Source organism: Hypericibacter terrae (assembly GCF_008728855.1).
Taxonomy (GTDB): domain Bacteria; phylum Pseudomonadota; class Alphaproteobacteria; order Dongiales; family Dongiaceae; genus Hypericibacter; species Hypericibacter terrae.
The window spans coordinates 836565-853616 of sequence record NZ_CP042906.1; the positions used below are offsets into that span (position 1 = coordinate 836565).

Below are 17052 nucleotides of genomic sequence, written 5' to 3' on the forward strand. Positions count from 1 at the left end.
GCTTGCATGGGCCGGAGCGGGGATCGGGAGCAGGAGGCGGGCGAGGAATCGGGCGCGAAGGAGCCGGGCCAAAAGGAACCGGGGCAGGTCACGCGGCTCTTCGTGACGGCGGCGCTGGGCGACGGCGCCGAGATCGAGCTCGACGAGGACGCGACCCACTATTTGCGCAACGTGCTGCGGCTGGCGCCGGGCGAGCGGGTCGGCCTCTTCAACGGGCGCGACGGCGAATGGTCGGCGGAGCTGACCGGCCTTTCCAAGCGTGCGGCGCGGCTGCAGCTGCGCGAGCGGACAAGGGCTCAGCCCCGCGAGTCCGATCTCTGGCTGGTGTTCGCGCCGATCAAGCGCCAGCGCATCGACATCCTGGCGGAGAAGGCGACCGAGCTCGGCGTGGCAGCGCTTTTGCCGGTCTTCACCGCCCGCACCGTGATGACGCGCGTCAACCTGGACCGCCTCGCGGCCCATGCGAAGGAAGCGGCGGAGCAGACCGAGCGGCTGACAGTGCCTGTCATTCGCGAGCCACGGACTTTGGATAAGCTGCTGGCGGAATGGCCGGCCTCGCGCCGGCTTCTGGTCTGCGCGGAGGCGGGGTCTGCGCGTCCAATCCTTGATGCGTTAGGCGAACTCACCCGCGATGTGAGAAACCGTACTGAGTCCTGGGCCATCATGACAGGCCCCGAGGGCGGCTTCACGGCATCGGAACTTGACGCGCTCGGGAAACTCCCCTTTGTTACGCCCGTCGGTCTGGGGCCTCGGATCTTGCGGGCCGACACGGCGGCGATCGCGGCGCTGGCCATATGGCAAGCGCTCGTCGGGGATGGACGAGACCGTCCGCCGTCACGTTAGAGATCATTGCGAAATCAAGAACGGAGCATCGCGCCCCCCATGTCGGCGCCTCCCACCACGCGCGGCGAGCCAATCACCTCGAAGCGCCAGATGATCGATTACATCGCGCAAGGCTCGAAGCCGCGCGAGCGCTGGCGCATCGGAACCGAGCACGAGAAATTCGGATTCAACCAGCGCGACCTGCGCCCGCTCCCCTATGACGGACCGGCCGGCGTCAGGGCGCTGCTGGAGGGGCTGACGCGCTTCGGCTGGAAGCCGGTGCTCGAGGAGGGGAAGCCGATCGCGCTGACCCTCGACAATTGCAACATCACGCTCGAGCCCGGCGGCCAGTTCGAGCTCTCCGGCGCGCCGCTCGAAACGATCCACGAGACCTGCCGCGAGACCTGCACCCATCTCAACCAGGTGAAGGAAGTCTGCACCGAGCTCGGCGTCGGCATGCTCGGCATGGGCTTCCAGCCGAAATGGAAGCGCGAAGACGTCATCTGGATGCCCAAGGGCCGCTACAAGATCATGCGCGAGCAGATGCAGCGCAAAGGCAAGCTCGGGCTCGACATGATGCTCAGGACCTGCACGGTGCAGGTCAATCTCGACTACAGCTCCGAAGCCGACATGGTCAAGAAGATGCGCGTCGGTCTGGCGCTGCAGCCGATCGCGACCGCGCTCTTCGCCGACTCGCCCTTCATCGAGGGCAAGCCCAACGGCTTCCAGTCCTTCCGCAGCCATGTCTGGACCGATACCGATCCCGATCGCTGCGGCACGCTGCCCTTCGCCTTCGAACCGAGCTTCGGCTTCGAGCGCTATGTCGATTACATGCTCGATGTGCCTATGTATTTCGTCTATCGCGACAACCGCTATATCGACGTGGCGGGGCAGTCCTTCCGCGATTTCCTGCAGGGCAAGCTGCCGGGCCTGCCGGGCGAGATCCCCGGCCTCGGCGACTTCATGGATCACCTGACCACGGCCTTCCCCGAGGTGCGGCTCAAGCGCTTCCTCGAGATGCGCGGCGCCGACAGCGGTCCCTGGGATCGCATCTGCGCGCTGCCGGCCCTGTGGGTCGGACTCCTTTACGACGATGTCGCGCTCGACGGCGCCTGGGAGCTGGTAAAGAGCTGGACCGCAGAGGATCGCGACCGCATGCGGGTCGATGCGCCGAAGATCGCGCTCGAGGCCAAGGTGCGCGGCCGCTCCATGCGCGACATCGCACGCGACGTGCTGGCACTCTCTCGCGCCGGCCTGTCGCGCCGCGCCAGGCTCGATTCCACCGGCCAGGACGAGAGCCATTTCCTCAACGCGCTGACCGAGATCGTCGACAGCGGCAAGACCCCGGCCCAGCTCAAGCTCGACGCCTATCACGGACGCTGGAACGGCTCGGTCGACCCGATCTTCCGGGAATGCGCGTACTGGAAGGGGCCGGTACCGGCGGAGTGAGGTTGAGCATCATCGCTCGACCCTGAACCGACCCCTCCCCCTACCCCCTAAGTTAATATGATCGCCTCGCTCTACTTCAAAGCTTCGAGCGAGATCTACACCATCCACGCCCCCTCCCTTTGCGGGATGGGGTAGGGGGAGGGGGTGGCCGCAAGATCAAACGCGGCATCGCTCCTCGATCTCATCCGAAGCTTTGAAGTAGAGCGAAGCGATCAAACAAAGAATTCTCAAACAAAAAGGGCCGCGGCAGGGAACCGCGGCCCTTTTCTTTCGGGCGTCCGGGCTTGGAAGACCGGACGTGGGCGCATTCTAGAGCGACGAACGGTTAATCGGAGGTTAACGCGCCGGCTAAGGTGCGGGAATCACAGCGAGAGTCACCTCAAGCCGCGGTGCCGCCCACGGTCATGGCATCGATCTTGAGCGTCGGCTGGCCGACGCCGACCGGCACGCCCTGGCCTTCCTTGCCGCAGGTGCCGATGCCGCCATCGAGCTTCAGGTCGTTGCCGATCATGCTGACCTTGTTCATCGAATCCGGGCCGTTGCCGATGAGCGTGGCGCCCTTGACCGCACGGCCGACCTGGCCGTTCTCGATCAGATAGGCCTCGGTGCAGGAGAAGACGAACTTGCCCGAGGTGATGTCGACCTGGCCGCCGCCGAAATTGACGGCATAGAGGCCCTTCTTCACCGAGGCGAGGATCTCCTTCGGATCATGCTTCCCGGCGAGCATGTAGGTGTTGGTCATGCGCGGCATCGGAATATGGGCGAAGCTCTGCCGCCGGCCGTTGCCGGTCGGCTTCATGCCCATGAGCCGGGCGTTCTGCCGGTCCTGCATATAGCCCTTCAGGATGCCGTCCTCGATCAGCACGTTGTATTGCGAGGGCGTGCCCTCGTCGTCGATCGTGAGCGAGCCGCGGCGGTCCTGGATCGTGCCGTCGTCGACGATGGTGACGCCGGGGGAGGCAACGCGCTGGCCCATGAGGCCGGCGAAGGTCGAAGTCTTCTTGCGATTGAAATCGCCCTCGAGCCCATGGCCCACGGCCTCATGCAGCATCACGCCCGGCCAGCCCGGCCCCAGCACGACTTCCATCTCGCCGGCGGGTGCCGGCACCGAACCCAGATTGACCAGCGCCTGGCGCAGCGCCTCGTCGACGCCGTCCTTCCAGCTCTGCTCCTTGACGAAACGGCCATAGGCCTCGCGGCCGCCGGTGCCGAAGCTGCCGGTCTCCATCCGGTCGCCGTCGCCGACCACGACCGCGATGTTGAGGCGCACCAGCGGCCTTATGTCGGCCAGGCGCTGCCCGTCGCCGCGGATGATCTGCACCGCCTGCCAGACGCCCGTCATCGAGGCCATGACCTGGCGCACGCGCGGATCCTTGGCTCGCGCATAGGCGTCGATCTCGGTCAGCAGCTTGACCTTGTCCTCGAACGGCACCTCGTTCAGCGGGTTCACGTCGGTATAGAGCGAGCGGTTGGTGCCCTTGGGCGGGAGCGCCAGGGTTCCGCCATGGCCGCGATGGACCGTCTTGACGGTTTCGCCGGCGCGCCGGATCGCGGCCTCGGAGAGCTCGCTGGCATGGGCGTAGCCCGCGCGCTCGTCGGCGATGGCGCGCAGGCCGAAACCCTGCGTGGTGTCGTAGGACGCGCTCTTGAGCCGGCCGTCGTCGAAAGCGAGCGCCTCCGACTGGCTGTATTCGAGGAACAGCTCGCCATCGTCGGCGCCCTTGAGCGCGTCGGCGACGACGCCCTCGATGCGGCTCCGGTCGAGGCCGGTGCGGTGGAAAAAGAGCTCGTCGGTCTTGCTGAGATCGGCCATGACGGTCCTTCAGGACTCCTTGGGTGCTGCCATCGGCAGGATGTTCGGGGGCCGCATCGCCGCGAGGCCGGGAGGAGAAGTGCCCGAGTCGCGCGATCAAGTTTGCCGCCCTCCCGCATATAGGACGTCGCGGGGCTTCTGTCAGCCCGAGGCCCGGGCTCGCCGATGAACCCCCGGACAGGTTCGACGCGTCCTCCGGAACGGCCTCACGCGACAGAACGTCGCATTTTCGAAGCCCGGCGGCAAAGGGGTCGCCAAGGCCGGGGAATCGCGCGCGTCCAACCGCCGCAAACCGCCCCAAAGGCTTGAGAAGCCTACGATAGGGGTGTAGTTTCCCCGCCTGCCAGCGCAAGGGATGGGCGGTCGCTGGAGGCCTTGGGACAACAGTCCTCGGGACCTCGAGGCGGGCCGCCCGGTGGAGAGGAAGGCGCCGGCCATAAGAGGAAATCTCGCAATGCGTCTTAAGGCTTTGACGATGCTCTGGGGGGCGTTCATCGCGCTCGTCACGCTGGCCCCTGCGGCCTATGCCGAGAACGGTCCCAAGGATTGGGAGATGGGCTTCCAGCCCGCGGTCTCGCCGATCGCCGAGCAGATCCACGGTTTCCACCACATTCTGCTCATCATCATCTCGGTCATCACCGCCTTCGTGATGCTCCTCCTCCTGACCGTGATCGTCCGCTTCAATGCGCGGGCCAATCCGGTTCCCTCCAAGACCTCGCATAACACCCTGATCGAGGTGCTCTGGACGGTGATCCCGGTGATGATCCTGGTCGGCATCGCGATCCCCTCCTTCAAGCTGATCTATGCCGCCGACCGGACCGCGAACCCCGAGCTGACGATCAAGGCGATCGGGCATCAGTGGTACTGGTCCTACGAATATCCGGACAACGGCAACTTCACCTTCGACGCGCTGATGACGGCCGACAAGGACCTGAAGCCCGGCCAGCCGCGCCTCCTCGAGACCGACAATCACCTGGTGATCCCGGTCAATACCAAGGTCCGGATCCTGATCACCGCCTCGGACGTGATCCATTCCTTCGCGGTGCCCGCCTTCGGCTTGAAGCTCGACGGCGAGCCGGGCCGGATCAACGAGACCTGGACCGAGGTCACCCAGGAAGGGACCTATTACGGCCAGTGCTCCGAGCTCTGCGGCACCAACCACGCCTTCATGCCGATCACGGTCGATGTGGTGTCCAAGGAGAAGTATCTGGAGTGGGTCGCCGAGGCCCAGAAGAAGTTCGCCCAGGCTGACGCACCCGCGATCGATGTCGCGGCTGCGGCGCCGGCGCCGGCTGCCAACTGAGTTGGCCCGGCAATATTGAGAGAGAGGACTTAGGACCATGAGCGCCACTTCGCACCACGACGCCGACCACGGCCATCATCCGACCGGGCTCGCGCGCTACCTCTTCTCGACCAACCACAAGGACATCGGGACCATGTACCTGGTGTTCGCGGTGGTGGCCGGCCTGATCGGCGGCCTGGTCTCCGTGATCATGCGCCTCGAGCTGCAGGCTCCGGGCGTCCAGTACCTGCTGACCAACGGCGAGCCGGACGGCCATCTCTGGGCCATGCTGGTGACGGCCCACGGCCTCATCATGGTGTTCTTCGTGGTGATGCCGGCGATGATCGGCGGCTTCGGCAACTGGTTCGTGCCGCTCATGATCGGGGCGCCCGACATGGCGTTCCCGCGCATGAACAACATCAGCTTCTGGCTGTTGATCCCCTCCTTCGGCCTGTTGTTGGGTTCGATCTTCGTCGGCGGTGCCGGTACCGGGTGGACTCTCTATCCGCCCTTGTCGAGCGCGCTCGGCCATCCCGGACCCGCCGTCGATATGGTGATCTTCTCGCTACATCTGGCCGGCGCCTCCTCCATCCTCGGCGCCATCAACTTCATCACCACCATCTTCAACATGCGCGCGCCGGGCATGACCCTGCACAAGATGCCGCTGTTCGTCTGGTCGGTGCTGGTGACGGCCTTCCTGCTGCTGCTGTCGCTCCCCGTGCTCGGCGGCGCCATCACCATGCTGCTGACCGACCGCAATTTCGGCACCACTTTTTTCGACCCGGCCGGCGGCGGCGACCCGGTCCTGTTCCAGCACCTGTTCTGGTTCTTCGGTCACCCCGAGGTGTACATCCTGATCCTGCCGGGCTTCGGCATGATCAGCCAGATCGTCTCGACCTTCTCGCGCAAGCCGGTGTTCGGCTATCTCGGCATGGCCTATGCCATGGTCGCGATCGGCGTGGTCGGCTTCGTGGTCTGGGCGCACCATATGTTCCGCGTCGGCCTCGACGTCGATACCCGCGCCTATTTCACCGCGGCGACGATGGTGATCGCGGTTCCGACCGGCGTGAAAATCTTCTCCTGGATCGCGACCATGTGGGGCGGCTCGATCCGCTTCACCACGCCGATGCTGTTCGCCGTGGGATTCATCTTCCTCTTCACCGTCGGCGGCGTGACCGGCGTGGTGCTGGCGAACGAAGGCATCGATATCGCCATGCACGACACCTATTACGTCGTGGCTCATTTCCACTATGTGCTGTCGCTGGGCGCGGTGTTCGCGATCTTCGCCGGCTACTACTACTGGATCGGCAAGATGTGCGGCCGCCAGTATCCGGAATGGGTCGGCAAGCTGCATTTCTGGCTGACCTTCATCGGCGTGAACGTCACGTTCTTCCCGATGCATTTCCTCGGCCTCGCCGGCATGCCGCGCCGCTATATCGACTATCCGGACGCGTTCGAGGGCTGGAACCATGTGGCCTCGATCGGCTCCTACATCTCCTATGCGGCGACCCTCATCTTCGTGCTCGGCGCGATCTACACGCTCTTCGCCGGCCGCAAGGTGGGCGAGAACTACTGGGGCGAGGGCGCCACGACGCTGGAATGGACCGTGAGCTCGCCGCCGCCGTTCCACACCTTCGAGGAGCTGCCGCGGATCCGCTAGGACGGGCAGGGGCTCGGGGACGATCTCCCCGGGCCCCTTCGGCCCGACGCTTCCCCGCGTGAATATTTGAGACCGAGGACAGAGTCGATATGAGCGATGCCAGCATCGGTATCGGAACGGGCGTGACGGGGACGACGCATGACGCGGCCGCCCTGGATGCGGGCGCCCGTGTCGCCGATTACCTGGCGCTGCTCAAGCCGCGCGTCATGTCGCTCGTCGTCTTCAGCGGCTTCGCCGGCCTGATCATGGCACCCGGCCATATCCATCCGGTCCTGGCGGCGATCGCGGTCCTCTGCATCGCCGTGGCGGCCGGTGCGGCGGGTGCGGTCAACATGTGGTACGACCGCGACATCGACGCAATCATGCGGCGCACCTGCGCGCGGCCGATCCCGACCGGCAAGATCAAGCCGGAGGAGGCGCTGGCCTTCGGCATCGTGCTCTCGGTCGGCTCCGTCATGCTGATGGGCCTCGCCCTCAACTGGACGGCGGCGGTCCTGCTGGCGATCGCCAATCTCTTCTACGTCTTCGTCTACACGATCTGGCTCAAGCGCCGCACGCCGCAGAACATCGTGATCGGGGGTGCCGCCGGCGCCTTTCCGCCGATGATCGGCTGGGCCGCCGTCACCGGCGATGTCAGCCTCGCCTCGGTCGCTCTGTTCGCGCTCATCTTCATGTGGACGCCGCCGCATTTCTGGGCGCTGGCCCTCTTCCGGCGCGGCGACTACGAGAAGGCCGGCGTGCCGATGCTCCCGGTGGTCGCCGGCGCCCGCGCCACCAAGCTGCAGATGCTGCTCTATACGGTGATCCTGCTGCCGCTGGGCCTGGCGCCCTGGTGGCTCGGCATCACGGGCCCGCTCTATGCCGTGGCCGCCCTGGCGCTCGGGCTGACCTTCCTGGGATTCGCGGTCTGGGTCTGGTTCGACGAGACCGAGCGCGCCGCCAAGCGCATGTTCGGCTACTCGATCCTCTATCTCTTCCTGATGTTCGCCGCGATGATGGTTGACCGGGCGCCGGGCCTCCTGGCGCGGCTTGCGGAGTGGGTGGGTTGAGCGCCGTGGAACGCAGCGAAGAAGCCAAGAAGCGCCAGCGCGCGCGCAACTGGGCGGTGCTGGCGGCCCTGCTGGGCTTCGTGGTCATCGTCTATATCGTCTCGATCCTGCGCATGGGAGGCCATTGAGATGGCGTCCCTGCGAACCCGTCACCGCTGGACCGTGCTGGGCCTGGCCGTCGCCTTCGCCGCCATGGTCGGCCTCGTCGCCTCCTCGGTGCAGATCTACAATCTGGTCTGCCGCGTCACCGGCATGGGCGGCACCACCCGGACCGCCACCGAGGCCCAGGCCGACGCGATCGCGGCCCAGGGCGAGAAGTTCCCAATCATCACCGTGCGCTTCAACGCCGACCTCAACGGCGACATGCCCTGGAGCTTCTATCCGGTGCAGCGCGAGGTGAGGATCCAGATCGGCGTGCCGCAGACGATCTATTACCGCGCGATCAACCGCTCGACCCAGCGCGTCACCGGCACGGCGACCTTCAACGTCACGCCGCTCCAGGTCGGCGCCTATTTCGACAAGATCCAGTGTTTCTGCTTCACCGAGCAGACGCTCGATCCCGGCCAGTCGGTCGACATGCCGGTGCGCTTCTTCGTCGATCCGGCGATCCTCAAGGATCCCGACGGCGGCGACTACAAGACCATCACGCTGTCCTACACGTTCTTTCGCGCCAAGGACCAGGCGGCGACCCCGCCGCAGGCCTCCAACAACGGCGCGAACAGCACCTCTCTCAACTGACCGCCCGCCGAACCGGGCGCAAGCAACGAAGGGCCGAGCAGGGAAGACCGAAACATGAGCACGAGCCACGCCGCCTCGACGAAGCCGCACCATCCCTACCATCTGGTCGATCCCAGCCCCTGGCCCGTGGTCGGCGCCGTCGGCGCCGGCGTGATGGCCGTGGGCGGCGTGCTGTTCATGCATCAGGTCACGCCCTGGGTGTTGCCGCTGGGCTTCCTCATGGTGCTGGCCGTCATGTTCTTCTGGTTCCGCGACGTGGTCCGCGAGGCGACCTTCCAGGGCCACCACTCGCCGGTGGTCCAGATCGGCCTGCGCTACGGCATGCTGCTCTTCATCGCCTCCGAGGTGATGTTCTTCTCGGCCTTCTTCTGGGCCTTCTTCGATTCCGCGCTGTTCCCCAAGGAAGCGACCGGCGGCGTCTGGCCGCCCAAGGGCATCCTGCCCTTCGATCCCCTGTCGCTGCCGCTCCTGAACACGCTGATCCTGCTGACCTCGGGCGTCACCGTGACCTGGGCGCATCACGCCTTGCGCGAAGGCGACCGCGCCGGCCTGCTGCAGGGCCTGGGTCTCACCGTCCTGCTCGGCCTCTGCTTCACCGGCATCCAGGCCTATGAGTACAGCCACGCCGCCTTCGGCTTCCGCGAGGGCATCTATCCCTCGACCTTCTTCATGGCGACGGGCTTCCACGGCTTCCACGTCATCGTCGGCACGATCTTCCTGATCGTCTGCTGGTTCCGCGCCTATCGCGGCGACTTCAAGCCGGATCATCATTTCGGCTTCGAGGCGGCGGCCTGGTACTGGCATTTCGTCGACGTGGTCTGGCTGTTCCTCTTCATCTGCGTCTATATCTGGGGCGGCGGCGGCGGGCCTTATGCCGTCCACTGAACCCCGGTACAGCGGACGCCTCGGCGGATGAGCGCGGGCGGTTCCTACCCGCGCCTCTCGCCCTTCAAGACCGGCCTCGCCTGCCGCTGTCCACGCTGCGGGCGAGGCCGAATCTTTTCGGGCTTCCTCAAGATCGCGGATCGTTGCCCGGTCTGCGGCCTCGATCTCGGCGGCGAGGATGCCGGCGACGGCCCGGCGGTCTTCATCATCCTCTTCATGGGTGCGCTCGTCGTGGCGCTGGCGCTCCTGACCGAGGCCTGGTTCTCGCCGCCCTACTGGGTGCATCTGGTGCTGTGGGGGCCACTGATCCTGATCGGATCGCTGCTGCTGATGCGTCCCTTCAAGGGCATTATGGTCGCATTGCAATACCAGCATAAGGCGGGCGAAGGTGGTGGCCGCCTCGGCTGAAAACGCCCCTGCCGAGCCTCATCTTCGGAGTTCCTGTGCCATGAGCGAGCCGTTCTATGCCGGCCGCGTCTTCCGCCCCAAGCCCGGCGCCACCATCGCCGCCGGCATCGTGCTCGTGATCCTGATCGGGCTCGGCGTCTGGCAGCTGCAGCGCCTGACCTGGAAAGAGGGGCTGATCGCCGAGCGCCATGACCGCAGCACGGCGGCGGCGATCGAGCTGCCGGCCGCGGGCGCCGATACCAGCCAGCTCGATTTCCGCCACGCCCAGGCGACCGGCAGCTTCGACCATGCGCATGAGATGTTCCTGGCCGCGCGCTCGATGAACGGCAATCCCGGCTATCACGTCGTGACGCCGTTCAAGCTCGCGGACGGGCGCACGCTTCTGGTCGATCGCGGCTGGGTGCCGCTCGAGCGCAAGAACCCGCCCCAGCGCGCCGACGGCCAGGTCCTGGGCGAGATCACCATCGACGGGCTGTTGCGCCTGCAGCGCCCCAAGACCTGGCTCGAGCCCGACAACCAGCCCAAGGACAATCTCTGGTTCTGGGTCGATCTGCCGGCGATGGCGGACTATCTCGGGCTGCCGCCCGACCAGGTGACGCCCTTCTTCCTCGAGGCGGGACCAGCGCCCAATCCCGGCGGCTTCCCGATCGGCGGGCAGAGCCGCACCGAGCTGCCCAACGACCATCTGCAATATGCGCTGACCTGGTTCAGCTTTGCCGTCATCCTCGCCGTGATCTGGTTCCTCTATCATTGGAAGACGCCCGCCGAGTTCGCCGCCCGGGAGCAGCAGAACAAGTCGCGCCGCTGAGCGCATGTAAGAGGCACTCATGACCGCCACGGCCACCCACAACGAGAGCGGCGCGGGCCTGCGCCCCTACAAAGCCCTCGAATCGCGCTTCCACCGGCTGGCGGCGCTCAACGAGGCGGCCGGCATGCTGCATTGGGACATGGCGGCGATGATGCCGCCCGGCGGCGCCGAGGCGCGGGCAGAGCAGCTGGCGCAGATGCGCCTCGTCTGCCATGAGATCCTGGCCGATCCCGCCCTGGGCGGCCTGCTGGGCGAGGCGGAGAGCCGGCGCGAGGAGCTCGATCCCTGGGCGGTCGCCAATCTCCACGAGATGCGCCGGCAATGGATCCATGCGACGGCGCTGGAGCCGCCCCTGGTCGAGGCCCTGTCGCGGGCGGCCAGCCGCTGCGAAGGCGTCTGGCGCGAGGCGCGGCCGGCGGCGGATTTCGCCAAGGTGGTGCCGGCCCTGGGCGACTTGCTCGCTCTTGTGCGCGAGGCCGCGGCGGCCAAGGCGGCGCGGCTCGGTTGCGGTCTCTACGAGGCACTGCTGGACGAGTTCGAACCGGGCGGCAAGGTCGCGGCGATCGACGCGCTGTTCGACGATCTGGCAACCTTCCTGCCGGCCCTGCGCGAGAAGGCACTGGCGGCACAGGCCCGCCGGCCGGCACCCCTGAACGCGAGGGGACCCTTCCCGACGGCGCAGCAGATGGCGCTGGGCGAGAAGCTGATGGCGACCGTCGGCTTCGATTTCCATCATGGCCGGCTCGATACCAGCCTTCATCCCTTCTGCGGCGGCACCCCGGACGATGTGCGCATCACCACGCGCTATGACGAGAGCGACTTCGCCTCGGCGCTGATGGGCGTGCTGCATGAGACCGGCCACGCGCTCTATGAGCGCGGCCTGCCGGCGCCCTGGCGCTATCAGCCGGTGGGGCAGGCGCGCGGCATGGGCATCCATGAGAGCCAGTCGCTGCTGATGGAGATGCAGGCGTGCCGCTCCAAGCCGTTCCTGACCTATCTGGCGCCGCTGCTGGTCGAGGCGTTCGGTCACCAGGATCCGGCCTTCACGCCGGAGAATCTGCTGGCGCTCTATTGGCGGGTGAAGCCGGGCTTCATCCGCGTCGAGGCCGACGAGGTGACCTATCCCTCGCATGTGATCCTGCGCTACCGGCTCGAGCGCGCGATGATCGAGGGCCGGATGGAAGTGGCCGACCTGCCGATGGCCTGGAACGAGGGCATGGTCGAGCTGCTCGGCATCCGCCCTCCTTCCGACCGCGAGGGCTGCCTCCAGGACATCCACTGGTATGACGGCGCCTTCGGCTATTTCCCGACCTACACGCTGGGCGCCATGAACGCGGCCCAGCTGTTCGATGCCGCGGGCCGCGCCGATCCGGCGATCCCCGAGGAGCTCGGCCGCGGCGACTTCAAGCCGCTGCTGGGATGGCTGCGCACGAACGTGCACCGGCTGGGCTCGTCCCAGACCGCGGCCGAGATCATGACCCAGGCCACCGGCCGGCCGCTCGACGCCGCGGTCTTCAAGCGCCATCTCGAACGGCGCTATCTGGGTCAGGGCTGACGGGAATCGGCGCCGCCGGTCCGACATTTCGGACTGCGATCCGGGTGGCCGTTCCTTTCCATCTTCGTTAGGCTTGCCCCCGCCCGATGCCGGCGGCCCTCGCGATGTTTCGTTCCGGGGCCGAGGGTTTCGGCGCGCGATCGCCGCCTTTCCCACCCCTCATCGATGAAGATCGAAACGTCATGCTGACGATATCGCCGCAGTTTGCCGGTCCGACGCCGAAGCTCACCATCACCGGAATCGAATGCCGCGTCCTGCTGGCGCCCGATTTCGATCCCGGCTTCACTTCCTCCGCGCAGGACAGCCTGCTGGTCTCGATCCATACCGACGGCGGCGTCACCGGCATCGGCGAATGCGACGCCAATCCCTGGATGTGCAAGGCCTGCATCGAGGCGCCCGGTACCCACACCATGGGTCTCTCGATCAAGGAGATGCTGATCGGCAGCAATCCGTTCGAGATCGGCGCCATCTGGGAGAAACTCTATCTCGGCACGGCGATGAACGGCCGGCGCGGCGTGGTGATCCATGCCATGAGCGCGGTCGAGATGGCGCTCTGGGATCTCTGCGGCAAGGCCCTGGGCAAGCCGGTCCATGCGCTGCTCGGCGGCAAGCCACGCGACCATATCGTGCCCTATGCCTCGCTGCAGCCGGCAGGCCATCGCTTCGAGGAATATCGCGACGCGCTGGTGGCGTCGGCGATCAAGGCCAAGGAGCTGGGCTTCAAGGCGGTCAAGAGCGAGGTCACCATGAACGGGCCCTATGCCCATGGCGGCATGCGCGAGACCTATGATCGCCATACCGAGGTGGTGGCGGCGGTACGCAAGGCGATCGGCCCCGACATCGCGCTCATGGTCGATGTGCAATATCTCTGGGAGGATGCCGCGACCTGCCTCTCGGTCGTGCGCGACTGGGCCGAGTTCGATCTCTATTTCCTCGAGACGCCGGTCTGGTCGGACAATGTCTTCGAGATGGCGAAGCTGGTCGAGAAGGCGCCGATGAAGATCGCCTTCGGCGAATGGCTCGCCACGCGCCACGAGTTCCGCGAGCTCATGGATATCGGCCAAGTGCAGGTGGCGCAGCCCGATGTCGGGCGCTGCGGCGGGATCGGCGAGGCCAAGATCGTCTGCGACATGGCGGCCGAGCGCGGCCGGACCATCGTGCCGCACTGCTGGAAGACGGGGGTCTCGATCTCGGCCACGGCGCATCTGGCCTTCGTCACCCCGCATTGCGCCTATATCGAATATCTGCCGCCGCAGCTCTGCCATGAGCGGCTGCGCCGCGAGCTGGCGCATGAGGAGCTGGTGCTGAAAGACGGGAAGATCGCCCTGCCGGTGAAGCCCGGTCTCGGTGTCGAGGTCGATTGGGAGGTCGCGCGGCGCTACACGGTCGCTTGACGAGTCGGGTGCCTGGCGATTGAGTTACTGAGGGGGACGGGGATTTGTCGAATTCGCGGGGCTATGACTACATCATCGTGGGCGCCGGCTCGGCCGGATGCGTCGTCGCCAACCGGCTCTCGGCCGACAAGACCGCGCGTGTCCTGCTGATCGAGGCGGGCCCAGGCGACCGCGACTGGCATATCCAGATGCCGGCCTCCCTCGCCTGGTCGCTGCAGAACAAGAAATACAACTGGGCCTACAAGACCGAGCCCGAGCCTTACCTAGACGGCCGGATCGTCGATCATCCGCGGGGCCGTGTGCTGGGCGGTTCCTCCTCGATCAACGGCATGATGTATGTGCGCGGGCACCGGCGCGATTTCGATCGCTGGGCGCAATCGGGCTGCCGCGGCTGGAGCTATGACGACGTGCTGCCCTATTTCCGCAAGGCCGAGAACAACAGCGGCGGCGGCGACGACTATCACGGCGATTCCGGCCCGCTCAACGTGACGAAGGGCGAGATCGTCAATCCGCTCTGCCGCGCCTGGATCGAATCCGCGGTCCGGCAGGGCTATCCGCATAATCCCGACATCAACGGGGCCGAGCAGGAAGGCGTGGGCCGGATCGATCGCACCACCCATCGCGGCCGGCGCTGGAGCACGGCCAACGCCTATCTCCATCCCGTGCGCCATCGTCCCAATCTCGAGATCATGACGCGGGCCCTGACCACGGCAATCCGGTTCGAGGGCGATCGCGCGGTTGCCGTCGAGGTCACGGTCGATGGGCATTCGCAGCGGATCGCGGCCGCGCGCGAGATCATTCTCTGCGGCGGCGCGTTCAACTCGCCGCAACTGTTGCTGCTGTCGGGCGTCGGCCCGGCGGCGCATCTGCGCGAGATCGGCATTCCGGTCGTGGCGGACCGTCCCGGCGTCGGCCAGAACCTGCACGACCATGTCGACGTCTTCGTCAAGCATCGCTGCACGCAGCCGGTCTCGCTCTACCAGAAACTGTCGCTGATGGGACGCGCGAAGATCGGCCTGCGCTGGTTCCTGTTCCATGACGGCGACGGCGCCACCAACCATTACGAGACCGGCGGCTTCGTCCGGTCGGATTCGGACGTCGAGCATCCCGACCTCGAATTCATGTTCCTGCCGATGGCCACCGCGGTCGAGGCCAATCAGAGTTTCGACAGCGCGCCCTTCGACGGGTTCCAGACCCATACCGACCTGCTGCGCCCGACCAGCCGCGGCTGGCTCAAGCTCGCCGATGTCAATCCGCGCACCCCGCCGCGGCTGCTGTTCAACTATCTGCAGACGCCTGAGGATCGGTCGCGGCTGCGCAAAGCGATCCGGATCATGCGCGATATCCATGCCCAGTCGCCGCTGGCACCCTTTCGCGGCGAAGAGATTCTGCCGGGCGAGAATGTCAGGACCGATGCCGAGATCGACGCCTATATCCGGAGGAGCTGCGATACCGGCTATCACCCGGTCAGCACCTGCAAGATGGGTCCGGATTCCGACCCAACCGCGGTGGTCGATCCGAGCTGCCGGGTCCATGGAATCCGCGGTCTTCGGGTGGTCGACGCCTCGATCATGCCAACAATTGTTAGTGGCAATACCAACGCCGCCACCATCATGATCGCGGAGAAAGCGGCCGATATGATCCGGGGCGTGGCGAACGCGGCCGAAGCCGCCGCCTAACGCGTTATACGCTTTCACATTTCTGCGATGTCCATCGTTCCTGCGGAAAAAGCCTGCAATCCTCGATAGCGGCGCCGGCCGCCATCCGCTACCCTCATAATCTTCCGGCCTGTCTCGCAGTGGGTGGGGCAATGGCGTTCGATCGATGGGAGCGGCGCTCCGGGCTCTGGGTGCGCCGGCGCGACGACGGCGATTGGGATTACTTCCCGACGCTGCGGGCGCCCGCGGCCGGCCTTCGTCTCGATGCGGCGAGCGTTGCGCGGATCGGGCATTCCGATCTCGTCGGCAAGGCGCTGGCCTTCGGCGTCGGCCTGCCGATCCTCTGCTTCTCGCTCGTCGTCCTGGCTGCGCGGCTCGACCTGGGATTCCTCGCCGATCCCCGCTCGCGCGGGCTGCTCTATCTGCTGGGGCTGGTCATCGTCGTCGCGGCCAGCGTCGCGCGCCCGATGATGCGCCAGGCGGCGCTCAAGCGCGCCGCGGCCACCGAGACGGTCCTGTCGAGCGACGAGCTGAAGGGCGTGAGCGGGCGGATCGATCCGACCGCCTTCGCGGATTCCGCAGGCCCCCGTCCCGCGATCTCGGGCGGCGCCCGCCAGGCGCTCACGATGTCGATGGCCGCGATGGCAGCGCTGGCGGTCCTGATCTTCCTGATCGCGCTCGCCTTCGGCCTCGAGACCACGATGCTGGTGACCGGCATCGTGGCGACGCTCTGCCTGCTGACGGCGATGCGGCTCTGGTATCTCAGCCGCGAGAGCGTTTGAGTTTGATGCCTGCTGCGTCGATCCGAAGATATGAGTGCCAATGAGTTTTCGTTCGTTCTGGCGCGATGTGCTAATCGAATCGGAGTTCAAGAAACTCGACGATTCGACGTTTGTGTTCGGATCTCCGAACCGCTTCGTCTGGCCCTACATCGTGACGGGCGCGCAAAAAGAAGCCATCGCAAATCAGGTGCTTCGCCCCTTCTGGATAACGATGGTCATCTCGCTCCTCGGCGGAATTGCAGCGACGATCATATTTCGAAGCTCCGCTGTTTTGCTCGCAACCGGGCTCGTGGTCAGCCTTGTCTGTCATTGGCCGCGGATCTGGGTGTTGTTCCGCCTGCGCGCCAACGATCGGGTCGGCGGACCCTTCACGCTGTGGGGGTCGGAAACCGATTCCGTGAGGCTTGAACTCGCGCTCTACGGGAAAGCACCCCGGGCGGCGCTTATCGGAGTCCTGATATTCTCCTGCCTCTATGTCGGGGGCTCTCTCTGGTTGCTTTACCACGCGCTGGATAGCGGCTCGGCCAAAGACATACGGGTGGCAAGCCTCAGCCTGGCGCTGGCGAGCTATTTTCTTATTGCCGCCATCCTGCTGTGGATCGGTCGCCCGAGACCGGCACAAATCATTTCGTGCGCTCGACTGCCTTCTCGGTAATTCATTGAAATATAACATTAATATATCAATATTGCCGGCCCTTGCCGCTGGAGAGGGCGGGGCTATAGGGTAGCCCTCAGAACCCCCGCCTCCG

Annotated in this window: 16 protein-coding genes; 15 read left to right on the forward strand and 1 reads right to left on the reverse strand. The window is 66.0% G+C overall.

Annotated features, from left to right (window positions below):
• The first annotated feature begins 6 nt into the window (after positions 1-6).
• Positions 7-843: a 16S rRNA (uracil(1498)-N(3))-methyltransferase gene (locus FRZ44_RS03890; protein ID WP_151175934.1), complete on the forward strand. Its 837-nt coding sequence runs from the start codon at positions 7-9 to the stop codon at positions 841-843.
• Positions 844-882: 39 nt separating this feature from the next.
• Entirely contained in the window at positions 883-2271 is a 1389-nt protein-coding gene (locus tag FRZ44_RS03895) for a glutamate--cysteine ligase (protein WP_151175935.1), read from the forward strand.
• A 379-nt stretch (positions 2272-2650) separates the two neighbouring features.
• On the opposite strand, the gene tldD is transcribed toward FRZ44_RS03895, so the two are convergent.
• Positions 2651-4084 (reverse strand): metalloprotease TldD, encoded by a 1434-nt coding sequence (gene tldD / locus FRZ44_RS03900; protein ID WP_151175936.1) that lies wholly within the window; start codon positions 4082-4084, stop codon positions 2651-2653.
• 454 nt (positions 4085-4538) lie between these two features.
• On the opposite strand from tldD, the gene coxB reads away from it, so the two are divergent.
• The 13 genes from coxB to FRZ44_RS03960 all read left to right on the forward strand — a co-directional run bounded on the left by coxB (position 4539) and on the right by FRZ44_RS03960 (position 16958).
• Entirely contained in the window at positions 4539-5387 is an 849-nt protein-coding gene (gene coxB, locus FRZ44_RS03905) for a cytochrome c oxidase subunit II (protein ID WP_151175937.1), read from the forward strand.
• Between the two features lie 37 nt (positions 5388-5424).
• A complete protein-coding gene (ctaD, locus tag FRZ44_RS03910; protein ID WP_151175938.1) occupies positions 5425-7026 on the forward strand; it encodes a cytochrome c oxidase subunit I in 1602 nt (533 codons plus the stop codon).
• An 89-nt stretch (positions 7027-7115) separates the two neighbouring features.
• Positions 7116-8075 carry a heme o synthase gene (cyoE, locus tag FRZ44_RS03915; protein ID WP_151175939.1) on the forward strand — a complete coding sequence of 320 codons (960 nt, stop codon included), beginning with the start codon at positions 7116-7118 and terminating at the stop codon, positions 8073-8075.
• On the forward strand, positions 8072-8203 hold the full coding sequence (locus tag FRZ44_RS27485; RefSeq protein ID WP_263641920.1) for a hypothetical protein: 132 nt from the start codon (positions 8072-8074) through the stop codon (positions 8201-8203). The genes cyoE and FRZ44_RS27485 overlap by 4 nt, the downstream gene beginning before the upstream one ends.
• 1 nt (position 8204) lies before the next feature.
• Entirely contained in the window at positions 8205-8813 is a 609-nt protein-coding gene (locus FRZ44_RS03920) for a cytochrome c oxidase assembly protein (protein ID WP_151175940.1), read from the forward strand.
• Between the two features lie 54 nt (positions 8814-8867).
• Positions 8868-9698 carry a cytochrome c oxidase subunit 3 gene (locus FRZ44_RS03925; protein WP_151175941.1) on the forward strand — a complete coding sequence of 277 codons (831 nt, stop codon included), beginning with the start codon at positions 8868-8870 and terminating at the stop codon, positions 9696-9698.
• A 27-nt stretch (positions 9699-9725) separates the two neighbouring features.
• Positions 9726-10106, forward strand: coding sequence for a DUF983 domain-containing protein (locus FRZ44_RS03930; protein ID WP_151175942.1), 381 nt, complete (start codon positions 9726-9728; stop codon positions 10104-10106).
• A 40-nt stretch (positions 10107-10146) separates the two neighbouring features.
• On the forward strand, positions 10147-10914 hold the full coding sequence (locus tag FRZ44_RS03935; RefSeq protein WP_151175943.1) for an SURF1 family protein: 768 nt from the start codon (positions 10147-10149) through the stop codon (positions 10912-10914).
• 19 nt (positions 10915-10933) lie between these two features.
• Positions 10934-12469, forward strand: a complete 1536-nt coding sequence (locus tag FRZ44_RS03940) for a carboxypeptidase M32 (RefSeq protein WP_151175944.1) — start codon at positions 10934-10936, stop codon at positions 12467-12469.
• Positions 12470-12651: 182 nt separating this feature from the next.
• Positions 12652-13863, forward strand: coding sequence for a mandelate racemase/muconate lactonizing enzyme family protein (locus FRZ44_RS03945; RefSeq protein WP_191908402.1), 1212 nt, complete (start codon positions 12652-12654; stop codon positions 13861-13863).
• Positions 13864-13907: 44 nt separating this feature from the next.
• Positions 13908-15542 carry a choline dehydrogenase gene (locus tag FRZ44_RS03950; protein WP_151175946.1) on the forward strand — a complete coding sequence of 545 codons (1635 nt, stop codon included), beginning with the start codon at positions 13908-13910 and terminating at the stop codon, positions 15540-15542.
• A gap of 131 nt (positions 15543-15673) precedes the next feature.
• On the forward strand, positions 15674-16303 hold the full coding sequence (locus tag FRZ44_RS03955) for a hypothetical protein (RefSeq protein WP_151175947.1): 630 nt from the start codon (positions 15674-15676) through the stop codon (positions 16301-16303).
• A 40-nt stretch (positions 16304-16343) separates the two neighbouring features.
• Positions 16344-16958: a hypothetical protein gene (locus FRZ44_RS03960; RefSeq protein WP_151175948.1), complete on the forward strand. Its 615-nt coding sequence runs from the start codon at positions 16344-16346 to the stop codon at positions 16956-16958.
• Positions 16959-17052 lie beyond the last annotated feature (94 nt).